Source organism: Marinobacter sp. KMM 10035 (genome assembly GCF_046537445.1).
GTDB lineage: Bacteria > Pseudomonadota > Gammaproteobacteria > Pseudomonadales > Oleiphilaceae > Marinobacter > Marinobacter sediminicola.
In genome coordinates, this window is record NZ_JBBVMG010000001.1 from 1,969,505 (window position 1) to 1,994,698 (window position 25,194).

At 53.2% G+C, this 25,194-nt stretch carries 21 protein-coding genes; 12 read left to right on the top strand and 9 right to left on the bottom strand.

The genetic code is table 11. The features are described 5' to 3' along the window. Positions 1-24: 24 nt before the first annotated feature. Entirely contained in the window at positions 25-3,555 is a 3,531-nt protein-coding gene (gene mfd, locus AADB16_RS08870; RefSeq protein WP_410802740.1) for a transcription-repair coupling factor, read from the bottom strand. A gap of 227 nt (positions 3,556-3,782) precedes the next feature. On the opposite strand from mfd, the gene AADB16_RS08875 reads away from it, so the two are divergent. The 10 genes from AADB16_RS08875 (at position 3,783) to sthA (ending at position 14,153) form a co-directional block, all read left to right on the top strand. Then, positions 3,783-5,213, top strand: coding sequence for a glyceraldehyde-3-phosphate dehydrogenase (locus AADB16_RS08875; RefSeq protein ID WP_309043474.1), 1,431 nt, complete (start codon positions 3,783-3,785; stop codon positions 5,211-5,213). A gap of 263 nt (positions 5,214-5,476) precedes the next feature. Next, positions 5,477-6,823, top strand: a complete 1,347-nt coding sequence (locus AADB16_RS08880) for a Na(+)-translocating NADH-quinone reductase subunit A (RefSeq protein ID WP_309043097.1) — start codon at positions 5,477-5,479, stop codon at positions 6,821-6,823. A 4-nt stretch (positions 6,824-6,827) separates the two neighbouring features. Next, entirely contained in the window at positions 6,828-8,036 is a 1,209-nt protein-coding gene (locus AADB16_RS08885) for an NADH:ubiquinone reductase (Na(+)-transporting) subunit B (RefSeq protein ID WP_298447942.1), read from the top strand. Beyond that, the gene (locus AADB16_RS08890) at positions 8,029-8,832 is read left to right on the top strand and encodes a Na(+)-translocating NADH-quinone reductase subunit C (protein WP_309043098.1); all 804 of its coding nucleotides are present in this window, start codon (positions 8,029-8,031) and stop codon (positions 8,830-8,832) included. The genes AADB16_RS08885 and AADB16_RS08890 overlap by 8 nt, the downstream gene beginning before the upstream one ends. A 2-nt stretch (positions 8,833-8,834) precedes the next feature. Beyond that, on the top strand, positions 8,835-9,500 hold the full coding sequence (locus AADB16_RS08895) for an NADH:ubiquinone reductase (Na(+)-transporting) subunit D (RefSeq protein ID WP_298447939.1): 666 nt from the start codon (positions 8,835-8,837) through the stop codon (positions 9,498-9,500). After that, positions 9,500-10,108: an NADH:ubiquinone reductase (Na(+)-transporting) subunit E gene (gene nqrE, locus AADB16_RS08900; RefSeq protein ID WP_200201103.1), complete on the top strand. Its 609-nt coding sequence runs from the start codon at positions 9,500-9,502 to the stop codon at positions 10,106-10,108. The genes AADB16_RS08895 and nqrE overlap by 1 nt, the downstream gene beginning before the upstream one ends. A gap of 37 nt (positions 10,109-10,145) precedes the next feature. Beyond that, positions 10,146-11,372, top strand: coding sequence for an NADH:ubiquinone reductase (Na(+)-transporting) subunit F (gene nqrF / locus AADB16_RS08905; protein ID WP_298447936.1), 1,227 nt, complete (start codon positions 10,146-10,148; stop codon positions 11,370-11,372). 9 nt (positions 11,373-11,381) lie between these two features. Continuing rightward, entirely contained in the window at positions 11,382-12,434 is a 1,053-nt protein-coding gene (locus AADB16_RS08910; protein WP_410802742.1) for an FAD:protein FMN transferase, read from the top strand. A gap of 12 nt (positions 12,435-12,446) precedes the next feature. Then, complete coding sequence (gene nqrM, locus AADB16_RS08915) at positions 12,447-12,698, top strand: (Na+)-NQR maturation NqrM (RefSeq protein WP_410802744.1); 252 nt, start codon at positions 12,447-12,449, stop codon at positions 12,696-12,698. Positions 12,699-12,761: 63 nt separating this feature from the next. Continuing rightward, entirely contained in the window at positions 12,762-14,153 is a 1,392-nt protein-coding gene (gene sthA, locus AADB16_RS08920) for a Si-specific NAD(P)(+) transhydrogenase (protein WP_298447930.1), read from the top strand. Between the two features lie 17 nt (positions 14,154-14,170). Here the strand turns inward: sthA and AADB16_RS08925 are convergent, their stop codons facing one another. From AADB16_RS08925 to dusA, 5 genes are all read right to left on the bottom strand, one after another. Then, complete coding sequence (locus AADB16_RS08925; RefSeq protein WP_410802746.1) at positions 14,171-14,965, bottom strand: glycerophosphodiester phosphodiesterase; 795 nt, start codon at positions 14,963-14,965, stop codon at positions 14,171-14,173. Next, positions 14,962-16,089 (bottom strand): 3-deoxy-7-phosphoheptulonate synthase, encoded by a 1,128-nt coding sequence (locus AADB16_RS08930; RefSeq protein WP_410802748.1) that lies wholly within the window; start codon positions 16,087-16,089, stop codon positions 14,962-14,964. The genes AADB16_RS08925 and AADB16_RS08930 overlap by 4 nt, the downstream gene beginning before the upstream one ends. 24 nt (positions 16,090-16,113) lie before the next feature. Next, positions 16,114-16,563 carry a TerB family tellurite resistance protein gene (locus AADB16_RS08935; RefSeq protein ID WP_410802750.1) on the bottom strand — a complete coding sequence of 150 codons (450 nt, stop codon included), beginning with the start codon at positions 16,561-16,563 and terminating at the stop codon, positions 16,114-16,116. Between the two features lie 52 nt (positions 16,564-16,615). Beyond that, positions 16,616-17,584 carry a transaldolase gene (tal, locus tag AADB16_RS08940; RefSeq protein ID WP_309043103.1) on the bottom strand — a complete coding sequence of 323 codons (969 nt, stop codon included), beginning with the start codon at positions 17,582-17,584 and terminating at the stop codon, positions 16,616-16,618. A 141-nt stretch (positions 17,585-17,725) separates the two neighbouring features. Continuing rightward, entirely contained in the window at positions 17,726-18,787 is a 1,062-nt protein-coding gene (gene dusA, locus AADB16_RS08945) for a tRNA dihydrouridine(20/20a) synthase DusA (RefSeq protein WP_410802752.1), read from the bottom strand. A gap of 313 nt (positions 18,788-19,100) precedes the next feature. Here dusA and AADB16_RS08950 point away from each other — a divergent pair, with 313 nt between their 5' ends. Beyond that, complete coding sequence (locus AADB16_RS08950; RefSeq protein ID WP_410802754.1) at positions 19,101-19,976, top strand: multiheme c-type cytochrome; 876 nt, start codon at positions 19,101-19,103, stop codon at positions 19,974-19,976. After that, positions 19,921-21,396 carry a tetratricopeptide repeat protein gene (locus AADB16_RS08955; RefSeq protein WP_410802756.1) on the top strand — a complete coding sequence of 492 codons (1,476 nt, stop codon included), beginning with the start codon at positions 19,921-19,923 and terminating at the stop codon, positions 21,394-21,396. The genes AADB16_RS08950 and AADB16_RS08955 overlap by 56 nt, the downstream gene beginning before the upstream one ends. Here the strand turns inward: AADB16_RS08955 and AADB16_RS08960 are convergent. The 3 genes from AADB16_RS08960 to AADB16_RS08970 all read right to left on the bottom strand — a co-directional run bounded on the left by AADB16_RS08960 (position 21,383) and on the right by AADB16_RS08970 (position 24,858). Then, complete coding sequence (locus AADB16_RS08960; protein ID WP_309043106.1) at positions 21,383-21,559, bottom strand: alpha/beta fold hydrolase; 177 nt, start codon at positions 21,557-21,559, stop codon at positions 21,383-21,385. The two genes, AADB16_RS08955 and AADB16_RS08960, sit on opposite strands and share 14 nt — an antisense overlap. Positions 21,560-21,639: 80 nt before the next feature. Next, on the bottom strand, positions 21,640-23,874 hold the full coding sequence (locus AADB16_RS08965) for an ATP-binding protein (RefSeq protein ID WP_410802758.1): 2,235 nt from the start codon (positions 23,872-23,874) through the stop codon (positions 21,640-21,642). A gap of 222 nt (positions 23,875-24,096) precedes the next feature. Continuing rightward, on the bottom strand, positions 24,097-24,858 hold the full coding sequence (locus AADB16_RS08970; protein ID WP_309043108.1) for a response regulator: 762 nt from the start codon (positions 24,856-24,858) through the stop codon (positions 24,097-24,099). Positions 24,859-25,194 lie beyond the last annotated feature (336 nt).

Here is a 25,194-nt window from a genome sequence, read left to right on the forward strand (position 1 = left end):
CAGGCCCGTTTATTCAGGCAATAATCAGGCGGTAGCCGCGCTTTTTGCGGGCAGAAGTTCACCCAGCATTGCGGAAATGCCGTCGAGTTTACCACTGGTTGAGGTCTCCTTCAGCCGAAAACGGAAGCTATTGGCTCCTTCAAGGCGATAGGCGTCCGGTGCGGATTGCATTTTTTTAATCAGCACAAGAGGATCTACCGGGGTGGAGTTGCCAAACTCAAGGCGAGCCCACTCCTTTCCAGCGTCTACTTTCACTATTCCAAGCGCTTCTGCCTGTAGTCTTAGCTCGGTTTGCCGCATCAGGTTCTTTGCCGGTTCCGGTAATAATCCGAAGCGGTCAATCATTTCAACCTGAAGTTCTTTTAATCCTTCGCGATCGCTCACGCTGGCAATGCGTTTGTAGAGCATGAGTCGGTTGTGAACATCGGGTAAATAATCTTCCGGAATCAGCGCGGGTATGCGCAGGTTCATTTCCGTGCCGTGGCTTAAGGGCAGTTCAGCATTGGGTGTGCGGCCTTCCCGAATCGCTTTTACGGCTTCGTCCAGCAGCTGCATGTACAAAGTGAAGCCGATACTTTCTATCTGCCCGCTCTGTTCGTCGCCCAGAAGTTCGCCAGCACCACGAATCTCAAGATCATGGGTCGCCAGCATAAAGCCGGCGCCAAGATCCTGGGCTTCGAAAATGGCTTCCAGCCGCTTTCTGGCGTCCGCACTTATGGCTTTAGGTGGTGGCGTCAGCAGGTAGGCGTAGGCCTGGTGGTGGGAGCGGCCAACCCGGCCACGGAGCTGGTGCAGCTGTGCCAGGCCGAATTTGTCTGCGCGTTCGATAATAATGGTGTTGGCACTGGGGATGTCGATGCCGGTCTCAATAATGGTGGTGCACACCAGCACGTTGAAGCGCTTGTGATAGAAGTCCGACATGATGTTTTCGAGTTGCCGTTCCCGCATCTGACCATGAGCGACACCTACTCGAGCTTCTGGCACCAGGCGCCGCAGATCTTCGGCGGTTTTTTCGATGCTGGAAACGTCGTTGTGCAGAACGTACACCTGGCCACCACGGAGAACTTCACGCAGGATGGCTTCCTTCACCATTGCATCGTCCCGCTGGCGCACAAAGGTTTTCACCGACAGGCGCCGTGCTGGAGGGGTGGCAATAATGGACAGATCCCGCAAGTGCCCCATGGCCATGTTCAGCGTTCTGGGAATGGGCGTTGCCGTAAGGTTCAGCATGTCTACTTCTGCGCGAAGCGCTTTTAGCTTTTCTTTCTGGCCGACGCCAAACCGGTGTTCCTCATCAATAATTACCAGCCCAAGATTTTTGAATCGGATGTCGCCTTGAAGCAGTTTATGAGTGCCTATAACAATATCGGCTTTCCCGGTCTCAATGGCTTCCATGGCCTTGGTGGTTTGGCCTGTACTGCGAAACCGGCTCAGAAGTTCAACAGTGACCGGGGTGTCTGAGAAACGATCGCGGAAGGAATCATAGTGCTGCTGCGCCAGCAGGGTTGTGGGCACCAGCACGGCAACCTGCTTTCCTGACCAGGTCGCCATAAAGGCGGCGCGCATGGCGACTTCTGTTTTTCCGAAGCCGACATCTCCACAGACCAGCCTGTCCATGGGCTTGTCGTTGGTCATATCCTCGAAAACAGCTTCAATAGCCATCTGCTGATCGGGTGTCTCCTCAAATGGGAAGCCTGCGGCAAATGCACGGTAAGCTTCCTTGGGATCTTCAAAGGCGAAGCCTTTACGGGCTTCCCGACGAGCGTAAACATCCAGAAGCTCAGCTGCGGTATCACGGATCTTTTCGAGTGCTTTTTGTTTGGCGGTGCTCCAGCGCTCGGTGCCCAGTTTGTGCAGGGGGGCATGCTCCGCATCTGCGCCAGCGTAGCGGGAAATCAAGTGTAGACTGGATACCGGTACGTAAAGCTTGGATCCCCCAGCGTATTCGAGCATCAAAAACTCGCTGGCTTCCCCTTCTACTGTAATGGTTTCCAGCCCAAGGTACCGGCCCACGCCGTGATCGATGTGAACAACAGGCGAGCCGGTGCGTAATTCAGACAGATCACGGTAGCCGTCATCATTCGTTTCTGTCGGTTTATCCCGGCGGCGACGCTGTAACACACGTTCGCCGAACAGGGCGGTTTCGGTGATCAGTGCAAGATGGTGCTCAGGCAGCACCAATCCTTGCTCCATCGGGGCGACGGTGATGCCCAGAGTGCATTTCTTGTCGGCCAGGAAGTCCTGCCAGTTTTCAAATGCTTGCAGCCGAAGCTGGTGCTCGCTCAGGTTGTCGATCAAGGCTTCGCGTCGACCAGACGATTCCGCGCAAATCAACACTCGCCCGGCAAAGCTAGTGATGAAGCGCTTCAAGCGGCCAGCAGGGTCGGCGGCCCGCGCACTCATGGCGATATCCGGTAGCGCTTCGCTGAGGCAATTTACCGCGCCGCCGCCCTCTGCTGTTTCCGGGGTCATGGTTACCCTCGGGAAGGCCTTGAGGTGGCCAAACAGCTCATCGGTCAGCAAGAACAGATTGGTAGGCGGCAGGATCGGGCGATGCCTGTCATGGCGGCGATCTTCGTAGCGATTTCGGGTTTCTGTATCAAAGTGGTTGACCGCCTCGTTCAGGCCTTTGGAGGTGAACACCTGTGTGGTGGCAGGCAGGTAATCAAACAGTGTGGCGGTTTGGTCGAAAAACAGCGGCAAATAGTATTCGATCCCCGGCGGTGTAATGCCGTGGCTCACGTCTTGATAAATAGGGGAGTCTTTGTCTGCATTTGGAAACTGTTCAAACCAGCGTCCGCGAAAGGCTGAGCGGGCTTCCTTGTGCCACGGGAATTCATAGGCGGGCAAAAGTTCGATGCTTTCAATCCGGTCGATGGAGCGCTGGGTTTCCGGATCAAACGTGCGGAGGGTTTCTACTTCGTTATCGAACAGGTCGATCCGATAGGGCAGGTTGGAGCCCATGGGAAATATATCGAGAATCGAGCCGCGCACCGCATACTCACCATGTTCGTATACGTTTTCGGTATGCCGGTAGCCGGCAGTAGCCAGCTGAAGACGCCAGTTGTCGAGATCCAGCGATTGCCCGGTTTCCAGTAACAGAGTGTTGCCCTGCAGGTAGCTGACCGGCGGCAGGCGGTGCATCAGGGTGCGGGCAGGCACCACGATAAGCCCATGCTGAGTGCTCGGCAGACGGTGCAGGGTGCGAATGCGCCGTGAGGTTATGTCCTGATGCGGTGAAAACAGATCGTAGGGCAGGGTTTCCCAGTCTGGGAGAGACAGCAACTCCAGGCCGTCCTCGGTAATCGTGGCTCCGTCTTCTTCCGGCGGCAAGCCCAGAAAAAAGCGCATGGACTGCTCCAACCGATTGGCTTCGGCTGTGCTGCGGGTGATCACCAAGGTAAGCCCTTTGTGTGCTCTGGCGCTTTCACAGATAGCCAGAGCACTACTGCTGCCATGCAACTGTCCCCAGATGCGGTGATCGGCCGACTTTTCAGGAAATGGCGGCGCAATCAATGTTTGCGGCGAAGCGGAAGTGGGGGCACCTTGATTCATGGGCAGTCGTGTTCTCCTGCTGAAGGGGGTTGGGGAGCCGGTGAGGCGGCTATTCTAACGCCGCTGGATGTCAGTGTCATGGCGGTAAGTCTAAGAGGTCCGTGCCAGTTCGTATTTGCCGTTAGCTGGTTTAAGTTGGATAATGCCCGACCTGAATTATTACCACGTGCGAAACAGGGGTCCCTACCGTGAGTCACGAACAGACAAATCAGTGCCTATCCAACTGGATGGACAGAGAATCCAAAGCGGAGGCCATGATTCCGCTGATCGGCCGCCTATACCGTAAGAATAACGTTGTTACCTCGGTATATGGCCGTGCCATTATCAATCAGTCGGTAATCGACATTATCCGCGCCCACAGATATGTGCGTCAGGTAGAGAACAACGAACTGTCTGTGAACGATACTTTGCCAATCCTGCAGATTATGGATCAGATGGAGCTTGGGCGTGCGCACGTTGACATCGGCAAGCTGGCAGTAAAGTTCAAAGAGCAGGGCGGTGATCTTACCGAGTTCGTAAAAAATGAAATCGGATCAGTGGCTGGCCAGTATTCTGTGCAGTCTGAAGAAGACGCCAGCAACGGCACCAAAGATGTCGTGCTTTATGGCTTTGGCCGTATCGGACGCTTGCTCGCTCGCATTCTGATTGAGAAAGCGGGCGGCGGTAACAACCTTCGCTTGCGTGCCATAGTGGTTCGCCAGGGTGGCGCTGAGAACGATCTTGAGAAGCGTGCCAGCCTGCTGCGTCGTGACTCTGTACATGGTCCTTTCAATGGCACCATTCGTGTTGATGAAGAGCAGTCTGCGCTGATTGCTAACGGCAACTTCATCAAGGTGATCTACTCAAATGGCCCCGATCAGGTGGATTACACTCAGTATGGCATCGATAACGCCATCGTGGTGGACAACACTGGTATTTGGCGCGATGAAGACGGACTTGGCTTGCACCTCAAGTCCAAGGGCGTTAGCCGCGTTATTCTGACCGCACCGGGCAAAGGTGATATCAAGAACATCGTTTACGGCATCAACAACGACTGGATCACTGACGAAGACAAGATTCTGTCGGCAGCCTCCTGTACCACCAATGCAATCACGCCAGTGCTGAAAGCAATTTACGACGAATACGGCATTGAAGATGGTCACGTTGAGACTGTCCACTCTTACACCAACGATCAAAACCTGATCGATAACTACCACAAAGGCAGTCGTCGTGGCCGCAGTGCTGCGTTGAACATGGTAATTACCGAGACAGGCGCCGCAAAAGCAGTTTCCAAAGCCCTTCCCGAGCTGAAAGGCAAGCTCACAGGTAATGCTATTCGTGTTCCTACGCCGAACGTTTCCATGGCAATTTTGAACCTCAATCTCAAGAAAGAGGTCGATGTGGAAACTGTGAACGATTATCTGCGCGAGATGGCTTTGCACTCAGAGCTGCAGAAGCAGATCGATTTCGTGAACTCTCCGGAAGTAGTCTCAACGGACTTTGTTGGCTCCCGACATGCTGGCATTGTTGATGCTCAAGCCACGATTGCCGGGGGTAAGCGCTTGATTCTGTACGTTTGGTACGACAACGAATTTGGCTACAGTGCTCAGGTGATACGTGTGGTAAACCAGATGGCGGGTATTGACTACCCCATCTTTCCGAAGCGCTCACGCGAGTGACGGAATGCGCCTGAGTTGGCGTTGATAGTTCCACAAGCCCGGCGTCGAAAGTCGCCGGGTTTTTTTGTAAGCGGTTGCCGGTAGTTGCAGGTTTACAATCCTGTACAAACCCGTTCTCGTTTCAGGTGGAAATAGCTTGCCTTAAACTCTATAATTGGCGCGAATTTGGGTATGTCTGGCTCCCTGTTTCTCAACTTTTTCTGGGCCGCTGGTGTCAGGCAATACGAATCCACAAAATAGTTTCTGATGATTGGATGAGGCTAATGATTAAGATCAAAAAAGGCCTGGATCTTCCCATCAGCGGCGCTCCCGAACAGACCATCACAGACGGTAAGCCAGTTCGCCATGTGGCGTTAATTGGTTTCGACTACATCGGCATGAAGCCGACGATGGCTGTTAAAGAAGGAGATCGTGTCAAGCGCGGTACGCTGCTGTTCACGGACAAGAAGACCGAAGGCGTTCGTTATACATCACCTGCAGCTGGCGTGGTGAAGGAACTCAATCGCGGTGAGCGACGGGTATTCCAGTCAATTGTTATCGAGATTGATGGCGATGAAGCTGAGACCTTTGCCAGCTACAAAGCTGCGGATCTTGCAGGCCTTGAGCGCCAGCAAGTAGTCGATAACCTGGTTGAGTCCGGTTTGTGGGCTGCCCTGAAGACACGCCCATACAGCAAAGTGCCGGCGATCGACACTGCTCCCCATTCTATTTTTGTTTCCGTTATGGATACCAACCCATTGGCTGCAGATCCCACAGTGGTGATCGCAGAAAATGCAGCGGCCTTCGAAAACGGCCTGACCATTCTGGGCCGGTTGACTTCGGGCAAGGTGTTCGTAACTGGCCGGCCCGGTTCCAATGTGTCGGTTCCCAAATCAGACCAGATTGATGTTCAGCAATTTGATGGCGTGCACCCTGCTGGCAACGTTGGTACCCATATTCATCACCTTGATCCGGTTTCTGCCACCAAGACAGTCTGGGCAGTTAACTACCAGGATGTGATTGATATCGGCATTCTGTTTACTACCGGTGAACTGAATGTTAACCGCGTTGTTGCACTCGGCGGCCCCAAGGCCCTGAAGCCGCGCTTGGTTCGTACCCGTATTGGCGCGAGCCTTGCTGAGCTTCTCGATGGTGAAATCCCCACCGATTGTGAAGTGCGTGCGATTTCCGGCTCTGTGTTCGGCGGGCGTCGTGGAGATGGCCCTGTTGCTTATCTTGGTCGTTTCGCGAACCAGGTGTCGCTGCTCGAAGAAGGCCGCAAGCGGCTTTTCCTGGGCTGGCTAACTCCTGGTGCAAACAAGTTTTCGGTTCTTAATATCTATCTGTCCAAGTTTATGGGTGGCAAGAAGTTTGACTTCACAACCACTACCAACGGTAGTGAGCGTGCCATGGTTCCAGTGGGTTCCTACGAGAGGGTGATGCCCCTGGATGTCCTGCCAACTCAGCTGCTGCGTGCGCTGATTGTAGGAGATACCGAAATGGCTCAGAAGCTCGGCGCTCTGGAGTTGGAAGAAGAAGATCTGGCGCTGTGCACCTTTGTGTGCCCGGGTAAATATGAATACGGTCCGATTCTCCGCGAGAATCTGACCCGAATCGAAATCGAGGGCTAACACAATGTCTATCAGACAGTTTCTCGATGGAATCGAGCATCACTTTGAGCAGGGTGGCAAGTACGAGCGCTGGTATGCCCTGTACGAAGCAGCCGATACTATTTTCTATACGCCCAGTTCGGTAACGGGCACAACCTCCCACGTGCGCGATGGTGTAGACCTGAAACGCATGATGATCACCGTTTGGTTGTGCGCCTTCCCCGCGATGTTCTTCGGCATGTGGAATATTGGCTTTCAGGCCAACAATTTCCTGGCGGCCAATCCTGAGGCGTTGATCGCTGACGGCGGAATGCGCACTGCCTTTATTCAGGCTCTTGCGGTAACCGGAGCGGGTGCCGGCATTTGGGATAACTTCGTATATGGGATGGCCTACTTCATTCCGGTTTACGCGGTGACCTTTATTGTTGGTGGTTTCTGGGAAGTGCTGTTTGCTACCGTGCGTCGTCACGAAGTAAACGAAGGCTTCTTTGTAACCTCCATCCTGTTTGCACTGATTTGCCCACCATCCATTCCTCTTTGGCAGGTGGCTTTGGGTATTACCTTCGGTGTAGTGATCGGTAAGGAAGTGTTTGGCGGTACAGGTAAAAACTTCCTGAACCCGGCACTGACTGGCCGTGCCTTCCTGTACTTTGCCTATCCGGCACAGATCTCTGGCGACACCGTGTGGACGGCTGTTGACGGTTTCAGTGGCGCGACTGCGCTGAGCTGGGCTGCAAGTGGTGGTCTGGAAGCTCTGGAAGCAAACATTGGTTGGATGAATGCCTTCATTGGCAATATTCAGGGGTCAATGGGTGAAACCTCGACCGTCGCCGTGATGATTGGCGGTTTGGCGCTGGTTGCCATGCGTATCGCAAGCTACCGTATCGTTGGTGGTGTACTGATTGGCATGATCGGCACGGCTGTTCTCATGAACGTTATCGGCTCCGAAACCAACCCCATGTTCTCGGTTCCGGCCCACTGGCACCTTGTAATGGGTGGCTTTGCCTTCGGCATGATGTTTATGGCAACCGACCCTGTATCAGCCGCCATGACCAACACCGGCCGCTGGTGCTTCGGTATTCTGGTAGGTGTGATGACCATTCTGATTCGGGTTGTTAACCCGGCGTTCCCGGAAGGCATCATGCTGGCGATACTGTTCGCCAACCTTTTCGCGCCGCTGATGGATCACTACGTGGTTCAGGCAAACGTTAAACGGAGGCTCGCTCGTGGCTAAGCCTAAAGAAACTGTCTCCAGAACGCTGTTTGTCGCTCTGGTATTAAGTATCGTGTTCTCCGTAGTGGTATCCACCGCTGCGGTAGTGCTCCGCCCGGCCCAGATCAAGAACCAGAATCTGGACATCAAAACCAACATTCTGGCGGCCGCAGGTATGCTGTCGAATGGCGCAAGCGCTGACGAAATCGAAAGCGTTTTTTCCCAGTTTGATGTGCGCCTGGTTGATCTGGATACCGGTGACTATGTAGAGCCGTCTTTCGTGGATGTAAATGATCCAATGAAATACGACATGTACAAAGCCGCTTCAGACCCGGAGATGTCAACCAAGATTCCGTCGTCTGAAGACAAGGCTGGTATCAAGCGTCGCCCTAACATTGCCAAGGTATACACCTTGAGCGAAAACGGGGAAATGAAGCGAGTGGTATTGCCGATTCACGGCTATGGCCTCTGGTCTACACTGTACGGGTTTGTGTCGCTTGAAGGCGATCTGAACACTATCGAAGGCCTTGGCTTCTACGCCCATGCAGAAACACCTGGTTTGGGCGGTGAAGTGGATAACCCCCGCTGGAAATCCCAGTGGGTTGGCAAAGAGCTTTACGGTGAGGATAAAACCGAGCCTCAGATCCGCCTGATGAAGGGTGGCGTAAGCGCCAACGCAGCCGATAAAGAGCACAAGGTGGATGCGCTTTCCGGTGCAACACTGACCAGTCGCGGCGTTGAGCACTTGGTCAACTACTGGATGGGTGACCGGGGTTACGCACCGTTCCTCAAGAAACTTCGTGAAGGGGAGGCCTGATCATGTCTGAAATGACCGCCAAACAGGTTCTTTTCGAACCCATATTCAGTAACAACCCCATCGGGCTGCAGATCCTTGGTATCTGTTCCGCACTTGCCGTAACCACCAGCATGAACGTAACCATCGTTATGTGCCTGTCGGTTATTGCTGTTACTGCATTTTCCAACCTGGCTGTGTCGCTGGTACGTACACAGATACCGGGCAGCATCCGGATCATCGTACAGATGACCATTATTGCGTCTCTGGTTATCGTGGTTGATCAGATACTGAAGGCCTATGCCTACGAAATCAGTAAGCAGCTGTCGGTATTCGTTGGTCTGATCATTACCAACTGTATCGTTATGGGTCGTGCCGAAGGTTTCGCCATGAAAAATGGCCCCTGGTTGAGTTTCCTCGACGGTGTCGGCAACGGCATGGGCTATTCGATCATGCTGCTGTTTGTGGCGTTTTTCCGTGAATTGCTGGGTGCAGGGTCGCTCTTTGGTGTAACCCTTCTGACGCCGGTTAACGAAGGCGGCTGGTACATCACCAACGGCTTGCTTCTGTTGCCACCAAGCGCCTTCTTCATTATTGGCCTGGCTATCTGGGGACTGCGTGCCTGGATGCCTGAGCAAGTAGAAGAAGAGGACTTCAAAATGTCCCGCCACACCCATAAGGAGGCCTTCTGATGGAGCACTATATCAGTCTGCTTCTCAAAGCAATTTTCATTGAGAACATGGCGCTCGCGTTCTTCCTGGGTATGTGCACATTCCTTGCCATTTCCAAGAAGATTGAAGCAGCTACAGGCCTTGGCATTGCCGTTGTGGTGGTTCTCACGCTGACAGTGCCGGTCAACAACCTGATCTACAACAACATCCTTCGTGAGGGCGCGTTGTCCTGGGCTGGTTTGCCTGATGTGGATCTGAGCTTTCTTGGGTTGATCACCTACATCGGTGTAATCGCGGCCATTGTTCAGATCATGGAAATGATACTGGATAAATACATTCCGGCACTTTACTCCGCACTGGGCGTGTTTCTTCCGTTGATTACAGTTAACTGCGCCATCATGGGTGCGGCACTGTTCATGGTTGAGCGTGATTACACCTTCGGTGAGAGTGTGGTCTATGGCTTTGGTGCTGGCGTGGGCTGGGCTTTGGCCATCGTTGCTCTGGCAGGTATCCGTGAAAAGCTGAAGTACAGCGACGTTCCAGACGGGCTCCGTGGTCTGGGCATCACCTTCATTACTGTTGGTTTGATGTCTCTTGGCTTTATGTCCTTCTCAGGGATTTCCCTGTAATTCACCCGGTGATTCGGTTTAACGAAAAGGCGAGACCATGTATACAGAAATAATACTCGGCGTGGTCATGTTCACCGTTATCGTTCTGGCGCTTGTCGCGATCATCCTCGCGGCAAGATCCAAACTGGTAAGCACCGGTGAAGTGACCATCGAAATCAATGACGACCCGGAACACACCGTGAAAACGGAAGCCGGTGACAAATTGCTGGGCACCCTGGCGGGCAGTGGGATTTTCCTGTCGTCTGCCTGTGGCGGCGGCGGTACCTGTGCACAGTGTAAGTGTAAGGTTCTTGAAGGTGGCGGCGCCATGCTGGCCACGGAAAAGACCCACTTCACCAACCGGGAAGAGAAAGAAGGCTGGCGTTTGTCGTGCCAGGTTCCGGTTAAACAGGATATGAAGATTGAAGTACCGGAAGAGTTCTTTGGCGTCAAGAAGTGGGAGTGTGAGGTTGTATCCAACCACAACGTTGCCACCTTCATTAAGGAACTGGTACTCAAATTGCCTGAAGGCGAGGAAGTTGACTTCCGTGCCGGTGGTTACGTACAGCTGGAATGCGCCCCTTACGAAATCGACTTCAAGGAGTTTGATATCGAGAAGGAGTTCCATGGTGACTGGGACAAGCATGATATCTGGCGCTACAAGGCCATCAACAAGGAAGAGACTGTTCGAGCCTATTCCATGGCGAACTACCCGGAAGAGAAGGGTGTTCTCAAGTTCAATATCCGTATTGCCACTCCGCCTCCCGGGACTGATCACGTGCCTGGCATCATGTCCAGCTATGTGTTCAACCTGAAGCCGGGTGATAAGGTCACTGTAATGGGGCCGTTTGGTGAGTTCTTCGCCAAGAAGACGGAAGCTGAAATGGTGTTCGTGGGTGGTGGTGCTGGTATGGCCCCCATGCGTTCCCATATTTTTGATCAGTTAAAGCGTTTGAACTCCAAGCGCAAGATCAGCTTCTGGTACGGCGCTCGCAGTGTTCGCGAGATGTTCTACGTAGAAGACTTCGACATGCTTGCCAAGGAGAATGACAACTTCGAGTGGCACGTTGCTCTTTCTGACGCACAGCCGGAGGACAACTGGGAAGGCCCAACGGGCTTTATCCATAACGTACTCTACGAGAACTATCTGAAGGACCATCCGGCTCCGGAAGATTGCGAGTTCTATATGTGTGGACCCCCAATGATGAACGCATCTGTAATCAAGCTGCTGAAAGATATGGGTGTTGAAGAAGAGAACATTATGCTGGATGACTTTGGAGGTTAAACCTTTCACATGACATCCAGTATCTTTCAACCCGCCCGGGCGGCCGTTGCCAGCATCTTTACGATGCTGGTATTGGTGGCCCTGGCGGGTTGCTCGTTTCAGCCGGATGAAGAAATCTGGGAAATCTCCGGGCCCGTGTTCGGTACCAGCTACCACATCAGTGTTGTTTTGCCGGAAGATCATCAGCGGCTTGAAGCATTGGCAGAAGGTATCGATGAGGCCCTAGACGGAGTGGATGCCTCCATGTCTACCTGGAGGGACGATTCCGAGCTGTCAAAGCTTAACGGCCTTGAAGATCAATCGGATTGGACCCCGGTATCCGGCCCACTTTTTGAAGTGCTGTCCCGGTCGGCAGAGATTTCACGCCTGACTGAAGGGGCCTTCGATATCACTATCGGGCCAGTGGTGAATCTCTGGGGCTTCGGACCCGATGCCCGGCCTGTAGAGGTTCCCTCTGACGAGGAGTTAGCCCACGCGCTGGCATCAACGGGTTTTGAAAACCTCTCGTTGCAGGCGGATCCGCCGGCTTTAAAGACGTCGTCACCGCAGTATATAGACCTGTCAGCCATCGCCAAAGGCTACGGGGTAGACGTAGTGGCTCGGTACCTTGATAGCGAGGGTATAAAGGCGTATCTCGTAGAGATCGGCGGGGAAGTGCGCACTCAGGGTAAAAAGCCTGACGGCAGTGTGTGGCGGCTTGCCATCGAGCAACCTGTCTCGGGTGAAGGGCACACCGTAAACCGTATTGTTACTTTGCCTTCGAAGGCGATGGCCACGTCCGGTGACTATCGTAACTATTACGAATCGGAAGGGCGTCGTTTATCCCATACAATAGATCCTGAAACTGGACAGCCGATTTCGCATAACCTGGCTTCTGTCACGGTGATTGCTGAAGACAGCATGACAGCTGATGCACTGGCCACTGGTTTTACAGTGATGGGGTATGAGCGGGCAAGTGCGCTCGCAACACGGGAGAATATTCCTGCCTATTTTATTATCCGGACGGAAAACGGGTTCGAGTCGCATCAGACCCCGGCATTTTCTTCCTACGTTACTCAGTAAGGGGAGGGCAACATGGGTACCTTTCTTTTGGTTTTATTGATTGTGGTTTTGCTGGTTGCCGGTATGTCCGTTGGTGTCATTTTCGGGCGTAAACCAATTAGCGGTACTTGCGGCGGTATTGGCGCGCTTGGCATCAGTTCTTCCTGCGACATTTGTGGTGGCAACACCCAGAAGTGCGAGGAAGAAAACCAGCGTGTGGCGACCGAAGCCGTAACAGCCGACGATCTGGCTTACGATGCCTCCAAGGCTGGCCGGAAGCAGTAACTGCTGACAGAAACGAATAACTACAACTACTTTTCACGACGTAGATAAGGAGTCACTGCGCGCATGGCAGAACATCATTACGACGTCGTCGTTATCGGTGCGGGACCTTCAGGTGAAGGTGCGGCAATGAACGCGACGAAGCATGGCAAGCGTGTTGCTATCGTTGAAGACAAGCCCACAGTGGGAGGCAACTGCACCCATTGGGGCACGATTCCCTCCAAGGCTTTGCGTCACTCGGTCAAGCAGATCATTACCTTCAACACCAACCAGATGTTCCGGGACATTGGAGAGCCTCGTTGGTTCTCGTTCCCGCGGGTACTGCAAAGTGCACAGAAGGTTATTGGCAAACAGGTAAAGCTCAGAACCCAGTTTTATTCCCGGAATCGGGTCGATCTGATCAATGGGCGCGCGTCGTTTCTGGACAATAACCGGCTGGAAGTTCGTGGTAACAAGTCGGTTGAAACCCTGCATTTCAAGCAGGTTGTTATTGCTACTGGCTCACGCCCGTATTTGCCGCCTGATCTGGACTTCCGCCATCACCGGATCTACAACTCAGACACCATACTCAATCTTTCCCATACACCGCGCACGCTGATTATCTATGGTGCTGGTGTTATTGGCTCCGAATACGCATCTATCTTTGCGGGCCTCGGTGTGAAGGTGGATCTGATCAACCCTGGCAGCCGTTTGCTGTCGTTCCTCGATGATGAAATCTCCGATGCACTGAGCTATCACCTGCGTAACAACGGTGTTCTGGTTCGTCATAATGAGGAATACGACTCAGTTGATGGTGACGACCACGGAGTGGTTCTCTCGCTGAAATCAGGTAAGAAAATCCGGGCAGATGCATTCCTCTGGTGTAACGGCCGAAGTGGCAACACTGATAGTCTGGGGCTCGAGAATGTGGGATTGACGCCGAATAGTCGCGGCCAGCTACCAGTAGATGAACACTACCGCACCGAGGTAGATAACATCTATGCTGCAGGCGATGTGATCGGATGGCCAAGCCTTGCAAGCGCAGCTTATGACCAAGGGCGTTCTGCATCGTCAGACATCGTTAATGACGATTACTTCCGGTATGTGACCGATGTGCCAACGGGCATTTATACGATTCCTGAGATCAGCTCTGTGGGTAAGACCGAGCGCGAGTTAACGGAAGCCAAGGTGCCTTATGAAGTTGGTCAGGCATTCTTCAAGGATCTTGCTCGGGCTCAGATTACCGGTGAAGCCGTGGGCATGCTGAAAATCCTCTTCCACCGCGAAACCCGGCAGATTCTGGGCATTCACTGCTTTGGTGACCAGGCAGCTGAAATCGTCCACATCGGTCAAGCCATCATGAACCAGGAAGGCGAAGCTAACTCGCTCAATTACTTTATCAACACAACGTTTAACTACCCAACCATGGCGGAAGCCTATCGGGTAGCGGCGTTGAATGGTCTGAACCGGATCTTCTGACCGGTTCAGGTTCAAAGTCAGCCGGCGGGTAAAACTATATTATCTGCCGGCTTGCTTTCATTGCGTTCAGGCAGGGACAGAGAAGCGCGTGCGCGGTTATCAAAGAACATGCGCGTGCTTGTAGGGTAGTCTGTAATAACGCTGTCTATGCCCATAGCTTCAAGCCGGAGCATGTCCTGGATGCTGTTCACGGTCCAGCAGGATACGTGCATTCCTTTACGGCGCGCATTTTCCACAAGCTGCGGTGAGCACAGCTTCCAGTTGATGCATAAGTACTTGCAGCCCAACCTCGCAGCCAGTCCAATGGGCCTGGGGAATCGCCGCTCTGCCACCAGCCCGGTGCGAATGCGTTTGTTCCTTCTGCGAATTTCCTTCAAAAACCAGGTGTCTGCCGAGGTAATCGCAGCCGTTTGGTAAAGATCCCGATGTTGAATGATTTCTGTTAGTCGATTGCAAAGGATATTCAACCTGGCGCGACTGTCTGACTTCACTTCAAGCTGCAAATGCTCGAGGTCCTGGAACTGATCGAGCAAATCTTCCAACGATGGAATTCCCGCTGGGGATGGCCATGGGCTTGTGTTTTTGCGTGCGTCCATTGAGGCAAGTTCAGCAGCGGTATAACGAGCTACCTCGCCTTTCTGATCGGTTGTACGATCGACGGTTAAGTCGTGCACCAGCACAGGTTTACCATCTTTTGATAGCACCAAATCTAGCTCAAAATGCCTTACACCCTGCCTGTAGGCGTGCCTGAAACCGGGCAGCGTGTTCTCGGGGGCTTCACCTTTAGCCCCCCTGTGTCCGTAGACGATCATTCCGGTACTTCACCTTTTAAACGTTGGTAAATGGCCTGGCGCTTTTTCCAGGTGTCGTGGCACAGATGTATATCTTCAAGGTAGGCTGGCAGTTCGTTCATAAGCAAGGCCTGAGGCCCGTCTACCAGGGCTTTCTCTGGTTTCGGGTGGAAGTCCACCAGCACCATATTGGCCCCTGCAATCACGCCTTGTGCCGTCGCGTGCATTACGTCGAGGATGCCGTCCGGGGATTTTTCCCGGGTGCCCACAGAATGGGACGGGTCGATGCAAACCGGCATACGCGTCAGCCTTTTAACCGCAGGTACGTGGGCAAAATCCACCATGTTGCGGTGCGGCTGGCCAGCTTCGGTTTTCATGCCGCGCAAACAGAAAATTACGTTTGCGTTGCCTTCGCTGGCCAGATACTCCGCCGCATTCAGGGATTCATTCAGGGTGATGCCGAACCCACGCTTGAGCAGAACCGGATAGGTGCGCTGCCGGCCAATGGCTTTTAGCAATTCAAAGTTCTGTGTGTTCCGGGTGCCGACCTGAAGCATGACGCCCGTAGGCCGCCCAAGTTTTTCGAGGCAGGTATCAATCTCTTCTATGTGGCTTTCATGGGTGATTTCCATGGCCACCACTTTAATGCCGTGTTTACCGGCTTTTTCAAATACCCAAGGCAGGCAGCCCTTGCCGTGCCCCTGGAACGAATAGGGGTTGGTGCGGGGCTTGTAGGCGCCCATACGGGTGCACACCTGGCCATTTTCCTCCAGGGCCTTCAGCATCATTTCAACATGCTCTGGTATATCGACAGCACAGAGCCCTGCAAAAATATTGAGGTTGGACTGGTTGAAATCGACACCGTTATAGCTAAAGCCTGTTTGCCGGTTGTCGTCCCGGTGGCGCCCAAGAATCCGGTAGTCATCGGAAATGCGAATGACGCGTTCAACAGCCGGCAGGGCTTCGATATCTTCTTTATCGAGCGGCTTGGTGTCGCCCAATAAGTATATTTCGGTCAGTCGTTGGCTAACGCCCTGAATCTCGTGTACCCGTACGGTCACGCCGGGCAGATGTTCCAGGTAGTGCATTGTCTGCCGATAGGCGTCGCTATCCAGAGGCGTGTTGGGGTGAAGTATGGCTAGCATGCTGTCTCCTGAGTGGTCTACAAGCTAAGAGCGTACGCTCTCAGCCCTATGCCGCGCCTGCATGAATTCCCGGTGGTTAAGATGCAGCAAATCAGCAATACGGCGAATAAGGTGTTCTTCGTATTTGTCGATGCGATCATCAGCAAGAGCAACATGCCAGATGTTCTCCAGCAATGACTGTTTGGCATCCTGATCCAGCGCCTCGTTAATCTGCCCGGTAAACTCATAGAGGGACGTGGCATCCTCTGCCTGACTCAGGGCGGATTGCAGAATATCTTCCGCCTCTTTCCGGGTTAGATTATGCGCTTTTATGGCGCAATCGATAATTGCCTGGAGTTCTCGCTCATCCTGCTCGCTATCTACCTTTGAAAGCTGAACCATTAACGCAGTTGCAGCAATCGCGAGCTGGTGTTCATCGGGTTTATGGTGCTCCGTTTCCGGTGCACTAAACAGCTTTTTAAGGCTTTCGATCATAGTCTGACCCGGGTATTTAGGTATGTTGGATTGCGTTGAAACGGCATTGGGTTCAGGCTGCTTTAGAGGCCAGCTGGCGAACCCGGTTTTCCAATTCAATCTGGTCAATGGTAAAGCGACGAATGCCGTCGGCCAGTTTTTCAGTGGCCATGGCATCTTCGTTAGACTCCCAACGGAAGCGCTTTTCATCCAGAACCCCGAAACCATCGGTGGAAGAGGCGCCGGCGGCTGAAAGCTTGCGCTCCAGGCTGCCATTGTCATCTTTTAGCTCCTGGAGTAACGCGGGGCTGATGGTGAGCCGGTCGCAGCCAGCGAGCATTTCGATCTCACCGATATTCCGGAAGCTGGCGCCCATAACTACGGTGCTGTAACCATTTGCTTTGTAGTAGTTGTAGATTCTCGCGACAGAGAGTACGCCGGGGTCTTCGGCAGCAGGGAAGTGATCACGGCCACTGTTGGCAAGGTGCCAGTCCAGGATGCGGCCCACAAACGGCGAAATCAGGAAGGCTCCAGCCTGTGCACAGGCAGCCGCCTGAACAAATGAGAACAGCAAAGTAAGGTTGCAGCGAATACCTTCCTGCTCAAGTATTTCCGCGGCGCGGATGCCTTCCCAGGTGGCTGCTATCTTGATCAGAACCCGGCTTGTATCTACGCCTTGCTGATCATAAAGCTCGATCAGGCGACGGGCCCGCTTGAGCGTAGCCTCGGTATCAAATGACAAACGTGCATCCACTTCTGTAGATACCACGCCCGGTATCAAACTGAGGATTTCCTGACCTGCCAGAACGGCGAGCATATCCGTAGCCAGAGTTAGCTGCTCAGCATCGGAGCCACCCTGTTTGCGGGCCATGGCTACGGCTCGCTCAAGCATCGGCCGATAAGCATCAGACGCTGCTGCCTTCAGCAACAACGAGGGGTTTGTGGTGGCATCCTCGGGGCGCCATTGGGCGATTGCGTCGATATCGCCAGTATCTGCCACTACCGTGGTCATGGTTTTCAGTTGGTCAAGCTTGTTGGTCATTCGTAACGTCGTCCCGATTGATTTTGTTATCAGCACATCCAAATCCCGGATGCGGGTAATGCTTCTACAATAACGGGCTGTAAAGACAGGAACAAGACAGCAAAAGGTAAGGTTTCGGTAATAGAGGTTTATGGACGAGGGTCAGGCGCGTGTTACGGCTTCCATTTGCTGGGACTGCTGTGACTCAGGAACTTTCTCCAATGCCGTTTGAATCACCTCCAGACCTGCGCCTGGCTTATGGGCGTTCTCGCTGATGTAACGGCGGAACTGACGGCCACCGGGCATACCATGAAACAGGCCCAGAAAATGCCGGGACATGTGGCCAAGGAATACGCCGCGCTCCAGTTCGCTCTGAATAAACGGGTACATAGCTCTAAGTACATCGTGGCGCGTCGTAGCAGGGGGCTTGGTGCCAAAGAACTCCGAGTCCACGCCCGCCAGAATCCAGGGGTTGTGGTAAGCCTCCCGGCCGAGCATTACGCCATCGGTATGTTTCAGGTGTTCATTACATTCTTCAAAGGTTTTTATGCCGCCGTTGATGATGATCTCAAGGTGCGGGTACTTTTGCTTCAGCCGGTAAGCCCAATCGTATTTCAGCGGCGGCACGTCCCGGTTTTCCTTTGGGCTGAGCCCTTCAAGAATCGCGATGCGTGCATGAACAATAAACGTGCGACAGCCGGCGGCCGCCACTTTCTCCACAAACTCACAAAGGTCTTCCCAGGATTCCCGGCCATTAATACCAATGCGATGCTTTACCGTAACCGGAAGGCGGGTAGCTTCAATCATCGCCCGAACGGCCTCTGCCACCTTATCTGGATGCCCCATCAGGCAGGCGCCAATCATATTGTTCTGAACCCGGTCGCTGGGGCAGCCAACGTTCAGATTTACTTCGCTGAAGCCAAACTGCTCAGCAAGCCGCGCACAATGCGCCAGCTCCCCCGCATCGCTGCCGCCAAGTTGGAGTGCCAGAGGGTATTCCGCAGGGTCGTGGCGCAAAAACCGTTCAGTATCCCCATGAATCAACGCGCCTGTGGTGACCATCTCGGTGTAAAGCAGAGTGTGCTGGCTTAGCAGGCGAGCGAGGTACCGGTAGTGCGGCGTGGTCCAATCCATCATTGGCGCAACACAAAAGCGGCGGGATGGCTCTGGCCCGAGGTTTTCAGGAGTTCCTGAGGTGTTTTCTGAAGGGATGTTATGGATCATTATTTACTCAACGCTGCCCGTTTCTGGCCGCAACTCGAAGGTCGGCTTCCAGGCTGAAGGGTTCAATCGGAGGGACCACTTAAAGAGGGCAATTCTATCAGGAAACCGGCTTGGATGGTTTGTTGGGGGCAACCAGTGTTACACCTGGGTTAAATGGTTGTGTTGGCTAAGCAGGATGGCGTCAAAGGTCGGCTGAGGAAACCCGGGAGAAGTCCATCATATAAAACCATCGCACGGATCTGCTGAACTGACTATTCTAATATTGCAGACGCAAATCCCCATAAGCCCCGAATGGCGTGAAAGGAAACTCAGATTGAATTTAAAAGGATTTATTGCACTAGTTGCCTTCGGGATGATGCTTTCAAGCTCGGCTTTTGCCGTGACAGCCGCTTCGCCCGGTGCGCCGAAGCAGTCTATGGGTTATGCGCAGGAAGGTGTTTGTGCAGAGTGCCATCAGGGGCAAGCCAAAGCCTGGTCACATTCTGATCATGCCTGGGCTATGAAGCCAGCGGGCGAAGGCGCTGTTTTGGGCAGCTTTGATAATACTGCCTTCGATGACGGAGCCTCCCAGGCAGAGTTTTTTCGCCGGGGTAAAGACTACTGGGTAAAGATTGAAGGAGAGGAGGGTACGGAAGCAGAGTTCCGCATTGCCTACACCTTTGGCTTTTATCCCTTGCAGCAAAATTTGGTTGAGCTCTCCCGAGGCAGGCTTCAAGCGCTGACAATAGCCTGGGACAGTCGCCCCGTTAAGGAAGGCGGGCAGCGTTGGCTTTCGCTGTATCCGGGAATGAGTTTCGAACCAGGTGATTCTCTGCACTGGACCGGCCGCAACCAGAACTGGAATGCCATGTGCGCCGACTGCCATTCCACGTACCTCACCATGAATTACGATGCCAAAGCGGACAGCTTTGCCACAACCTGGCAGGAGCAGAATGTTGGTTGTCAGGGCTGCCACGGCCCGGGTGAAAAGCATGTGGATTGGGCAAGAGAGCAGGGGCAAGACCAGGTAGAAAAGGCCGGCCCTGCTGAGGGCATGGGCCTGCTGGTTGATTTTGGCGGGATGGCCCCCGGCAAGGTTGTCGAAACCTGTGCCTATTGCCACAGCCGCCGCCAGAGCATTCAGGACGGGCAACATGTACTTAGACAAAGCCTTGCCAGCGGTGCTGATGCCAGACATGTACCATGCTGATGGCCAAATTCAGGGCGAAGTGTATGTTTACGGCTCATTCACGCAGAGCAAAATGGCGAAAGCGGGCGTTACCTGCCTGGATTGCCACGATCCACACACCACAAACCTGAAAATAGAAGGGACCGGCTTGTGTCTGCAATGCCACAACCCAGCTCCGCCCGAGCGATTTCCTACCCTTAAAGCATCGAATTACAACATTGCGGAACATCATAAGCACCCGGAAAACTCAGAGGGCGCGCAGTGTGTGAATTGCCACATGACTGACGAAACCTACATGGTGGTCGATCCACGGCGTGATCACAGTTTCCGTATACCCAGGCCGGATTTGGCGGTCGCTACCGGTAGCCCGAACGCCTGCAACAGTTGCCACGAAGACAAATCTGCCCAGTGGGCCGTGGGCATTCTGAAAAAGTGGTATCCGGATAGTGAGAAGCCAGAGCACTTTGCAGACACTCTTCAGGCTTTCCGTGCCGGCGAAATGGATGCCATGAACCGGTTGGGGCTTCTGATCAGGAAGACCAGTGAGCCCGCGATAGCGCGAGCAACCGCAGCAGAACACCTGAGCACCTTCGGTGGTGATTCAAGGTTCTTTCTGCGTTCTGGGCTGTTTGATAAGGAGCCGCTTGTGCGCGCCTATTCTGCAGGAGCCTTTGCTCAGATACCGGTTGGCGATAACTTGAAGGTGCTGGTGTCGCTGCTTGGTGCTGATCAGCCCAAGGCGGTTCAGGATCAGGCACTTTCAGCACTGGCTGGCGCAGATTTGAGCGGGTTGTCTGAGGCAGAGCGAAAGCGCTTTGATGAATTGGATTCGGATTATCAAAAGCGTCTCGAAAGCCTGTCTGCACTTTCCGGGTCCCGCTTTAATTGGGCAAATTATTTGCGGCGTTCCGGGAAAACAGACGAGGCGATCGCGCAGTATCAGAAATCACTTGAGCTGGATGCGACCTTCTCACCTGCCCGTGTGGCTCTGGCCACGCTGGCCAGTCAGGTTGGCAAGCAGGCGCTGGCAATGGAAACATTGCGCGCCGGGAGCCAGTCTGAACAAATACCTGACACCGACCGAGGGTACCTGGCCTACCTGTTATCGTTGGTTTTGGTGGAGGAAGGCCAGGACGCGGAGGCACTTCGCAGCTTTGAGTTGGCGTTAAAGCTTAACCCCGAGAACCCACGGGTTGCCTACAACTACGGGTTGATTCTGGTTCGCCAACAACAGTGGGCGCAGGCTGAGCGCGTGCTTGGGGCAGGCTTGCAGGCCCACCCCTCGGATTACAATGTGCTCAACGCCCTGGTGCATTTGCACCTGCAGAAGGGAGAGCTAAAGCAGTCTCTCGGGTTCGCCAGGAAAATGTTGGAGCTGTACCCGGATGACTCATACAGCCGCAATGTGGTGCAAAGGTTGGAACATGCTACTTCCAGGTAAGGTGCAAGTCACCCCGCAGAAACAGCAACGCATCTCTGGTCGTTTGCTCCGGTAGTTCCTCCATGGGGATATGCCCTGCGGTGGGGTAGACAATCAGCCTCGCCTTCGGGATATCTGCCATCCACTTGTCTGCAAGCTCCAGGGGAACCCGGGCTTCGATCATTTTCAGGGTTATAACGTACTGAGGCTTTGCGCCCGGGCACGATCACACAGTGAGTTTTTGAGAACTCGTCTATCCAGGCGTCACTCTGACAACAGATTACAGAGTTCGGACACTTTCATACGCAGTTCCAACCGATCGACGGGTTTGGATAGATACGCGTTAAAGCGCTCTGAGTCGCATTCTTCTGGCCGTGGGTTGCTGTTTTGTGTGCCTGAGAGCAGAGCTACTGGCACGCTTGGCCATTGGGAGCGTGCAGAGTGGAGCACATCTGCGCCAGAAGCACCCGGTAGGCGGTAGTCAGTAATAATGACTGAGGGGATGTCGCTAGGGCTGGCGGCGGCTTCTATAAATGCTTCTGCCGTTGTGAAGAGCGTCACCTCAAACCCCATGTCAGAGAACTCCTCGTTTAGTAATTCCCTGACCGCTTGAGAGTCTTCCACAATCCAGGCCAGTTGGCCCTGTGCGTCAAATTTAGGCAATAGATCCTTTACGGCTGCAAGAGATGACACTGCTAACTGCTCATCGCCAGCGATATAGGGGATGGTGCAGGTGGCTGTAGTTCCTTTTCCAGGCTCGCTTTCCAGCTCAAGAGTGCCGCCCAGTTTCTCTGTGAGCTCAAAGCATATGGCCAAGCCAAGGCCAGCCCCGGGGTTGCTCTCCGAGCTTTGGTAAAAAGGGGTGTAGATCTTTTTGAGATCGTCGGCTGGTATACCCCGGCCGGTGTCGCTTACTCGAAAGATCAGCATCTGTTCCTGGCCTGAAGTGTCCGCGACAGCAACCGATAGTGAAAAGTTGCCGTCGCTGGTGTATTTCGCTGCATTATCCAGGAGGTTCAGCAAAATACGCTGCAATTGCTTGCTACTGCAGCGAACCACTGTTGGGAGGTCAGTTTCAATTTTAAGCTGAAAGCGGTTATTTTGTTTGCTGGCGATTATGTGGGAGTGATTAACCAGGTTGTCGATAAAGGCGATCAGGTAAATGTCTTGCAGCTCGTTGTCGTCTACCGTGATGTCATGGGCATAATCGACCAAGCCGTCGATCAGGTCTTTCATATACAGCCCGCGGTCCTGGATGACCTGAGTCGCCTTTTCGGCACTGACAGCCCCACCCGCCTGGAGCTGGGCATAACCCAGAATGGCGGTTAACGGAGATCTTAAATCGTGGGTGACTTGGCCCAGGAAATTCACCTTTGCCGTGCTGGCCTTTTTGGCAGTTTCAAGAGCGGTGTTTAACTCTTCTGTACGGCTTGCGACTGCTTGTTCCAAGGTGCGCAGGTACTCAGACTCTTGTGCTTTTAGCGTTTTCTCAGCGGTGCTCAGTCGGCTTTTTTGCTGCCAATTGAATGTCAGTATTAAAGCAACTGCGACCATAATTTCGATAGAAATTCGTGTAAATGTAGAGACAGTGGTGTAGTCAAAGTTGAAGATGTACTTTAGCAGCGCGAGCGTGGTGGTGGTCCAATAGATGGACAGCAGTAGCAAAAGCAATAGCTTTGCTGGCTCTGAACGAGAGGTGCGCAAAACAGGCGTTACCAGGAACAACCAGGCCCCAAGGTACGCAATCATAATCACAGTGACCAGTTGCCTGATAGCGACACCATCGAGCACAAAAGTGAGGCTGGCGATGATGGGCATTGATACGGCCGTTAAGATGAGAAACACCCGCCACAAGCGATGCTTGTTGAAGCCCAGCAGGAACACTGAAGTGGCCAGGAATAATTGTGATGTGAATGCCGCTGCTGAAACTCTCAGGTTTATCGAATAGCTTTCGAGAAAAGTCAGCAAGTAATTGCTGAAAAAACCGTCTTTTTCAGCTTCCACAATAAATCCGGATAACAGCCATAAACCGGTCAATAAAAAACCAGCGTTGAACTGGAGTATCAGAACCACCAGTAGAGTGAGAATGCCTGCAAACAGTGCGGCTTGGAATATCCAGTTTTGATTGATGCTCTGTGAATAAGAGACAGGATCCCAGCTTTTTACGCTGACAAAGGGAAGGCTGTCACTATAAATCTTAATAAACAGTTGTTGGGTTTCGCCTGCGTTGAGGTGCACCGGAATTATAGTTTTACCATTGTTTACAGCGCGATCCTGTAAAGAAACAGTAAGCCCTGTGGTTTTCTGCCAGAGGATTTTTTGAGTGTTTGGGTCGAGAAAATAAGCGTCTACCCGGTTCATTCTCCATGGCTCTAATACCAGCCAGCGTATGAGTGAATTCTCATTACTGTTATGTACCGAGGCCTTTAGCCAGATTGTGCTGTGTTGACGAGGTGCGTCTAGGTTGTCTTCGTCGGGACGAACCCAATCGGTGTGCATCAGAGCGCTGCTGAGGCTTTGAACGTTACTGAGCCTGGGAATTGCCAGCATCGCACCTATAAGTTCTTGGCTATTCGCTGTGCTTGCCAGGTCTATAACCGGGCTTTGGTTGGGCGTAGTGTTTGCCAGTGCAGCGGATGAAAGAACTATAAATAGCGAGGCGATAATTGTAGTAAGAGCGCTTATCCGGTGGTTATAGTTCAAAAAATATCTTCCCTGAAGTCAACTGTGTTGCTGTCGAAATTCTCTGGGCGTTAGCCCGAAGCGCTCTTTGAATGCCGTGGCAAAATTACCACTGTCGTTAAACCCAACCTGAAGTGAAATGTCTTTTACTGACAAGCTTGTGCGTTGCAGTAACTCCCGGGCTTCCTTCATGCGCTCTTCCCGAAGATACTCGTACACAGTCACGCCGGCGCATGCCTTGAACGCTGTGTTCAGGTGTTTGCTGTTGGTTCCTGTCAGCTTTTCCAACTCTTTCATTGTGGGTGTTGCAGACAATGATTTCAGCAGGTGAGTGCGTGTTGAATGAAACACAATAACATCCCGGTTGCAGGCCGAAACAGTTTCGGGTTTGGGCTTGTCTTTGCTGGCCTGTACGGCGGGCTTGTGCCGCAAGTGTATGGCCAGGCGCAGTTTAACCTCATTAAAATCAAAGGGCTTGTTGATGTAGTCAACAGCACCCGCAAGCAGTCCTCTGATGCGATGCTCGGGCGAGATCATACCGGAGATAAAAATAACAGGGATGTCGCGCGTTCTCGGATCTTGAGTGATTATTTTGCAGGCATCATGGCCATTACAGCGAGGCATCTCTGAGTCCATCAGGATCAGGTCGGGCTGCAGGGCGCGGGCTTTCTCGATGCCTTCAAGGCCATCTTGGGCATAAAATATCTGGCAACCGTGTCGTTGAAGGTAAGCAGAGAGCAGCATGCGGTCTGCTTCCTCATCGTCCACAATCAAAATTCGCCTGTGTTCCAGCGTCTCCATCTCTGTCCTTCTGGTTTGCTGCTGCCCGGCTCCGCGGGCGCCTTTGTATTGTGCCCATGCTTACACTCCAGATTCAACAGTATGTAATGGGCTGTGTGTGCAATCAACTGGCGGCAAGTGGATAAAACTTTCCCTCCGAGAACAGGTTTTGCCGCGCTATCACAGGTTCTCTGCTGTGCAAGGTATACGATCAGGCCATTCTGACACTAATAACTCGTTGCTTTGGGATGGAGCTTTCAAGCTCAGGTGTGCTCCGAGCTTCCGGTTTCGCTCGCGCACGCCAAGCTTCTGCCCATTCCCTCATAAAGCCAGCGTACTGATCACATCCGCTCCAGG

Coding starts and splice junctions, on each gene's coding strand:
- mfd (WP_410802740.1), bottom strand. CDS start 3,555: ATGAATCAAGGTGCCCCCACTTCCGCTTCGCCGCAAACATTGATTGCG.
- AADB16_RS08875 (WP_309043474.1), top strand. CDS start 3,783: ATGGACAGAGAATCCAAAGCGGAGGCCATGATTCCGCTGATCGGCCGC.
- AADB16_RS08880 (WP_309043097.1), top strand. CDS start 5,477: ATGATTAAGATCAAAAAAGGCCTGGATCTTCCCATCAGCGGCGCTCCC.
- AADB16_RS08885 (WP_298447942.1), top strand. CDS start 6,828: ATGTCTATCAGACAGTTTCTCGATGGAATCGAGCATCACTTTGAGCAG.
- AADB16_RS08895 (WP_298447939.1), top strand. CDS start 8,835: ATGTCTGAAATGACCGCCAAACAGGTTCTTTTCGAACCCATATTCAGT.
- nqrE (WP_200201103.1), top strand. CDS start 9,500: ATGGAGCACTATATCAGTCTGCTTCTCAAAGCAATTTTCATTGAGAAC.
- nqrF (WP_298447936.1), top strand. CDS start 10,146: ATGTATACAGAAATAATACTCGGCGTGGTCATGTTCACCGTTATCGTT.
- AADB16_RS08910 (WP_410802742.1), top strand. CDS start 11,382: ATGACATCCAGTATCTTTCAACCCGCCCGGGCGGCCGTTGCCAGCATC.
- nqrM (WP_410802744.1), top strand. CDS start 12,447: ATGGGTACCTTTCTTTTGGTTTTATTGATTGTGGTTTTGCTGGTTGCC.
- sthA (WP_298447930.1), top strand. CDS start 12,762: ATGGCAGAACATCATTACGACGTCGTCGTTATCGGTGCGGGACCTTCA.
- AADB16_RS08925 (WP_410802746.1), bottom strand. CDS start 14,965: ATGATCGTCTACGGACACAGGGGGGCTAAAGGTGAAGCCCCCGAGAAC.
- AADB16_RS08930 (WP_410802748.1), bottom strand. CDS start 16,089: ATGCTAGCCATACTTCACCCCAACACGCCTCTGGATAGCGACGCCTAT.
- AADB16_RS08935 (WP_410802750.1), bottom strand. CDS start 16,563: ATGATCGAAAGCCTTAAAAAGCTGTTTAGTGCACCGGAAACGGAGCAC.
- tal (WP_309043103.1), bottom strand. CDS start 17,584: ATGACCAACAAGCTTGACCAACTGAAAACCATGACCACGGTAGTGGCA.
- dusA (WP_410802752.1), bottom strand. CDS start 18,787: ATGATCCATAACATCCCTTCAGAAAACACCTCAGGAACTCCTGAAAAC.
- AADB16_RS08955 (WP_410802756.1), top strand. CDS start 19,921: ATGTACTTAGACAAAGCCTTGCCAGCGGTGCTGATGCCAGACATGTAC.
- AADB16_RS08960 (WP_309043106.1), bottom strand. CDS start 21,559: ATGATCGAAGCCCGGGTTCCCCTGGAGCTTGCAGACAAGTGGATGGCA.
- AADB16_RS08965 (WP_410802758.1), bottom strand. CDS start 23,874: ATGCACACCGATTGGGTTCGTCCCGACGAAGACAACCTAGACGCACCT.
- AADB16_RS08970 (WP_309043108.1), bottom strand. CDS start 24,858: ATGGAGACGCTGGAACACAGGCGAATTTTGATTGTGGACGATGAGGAA.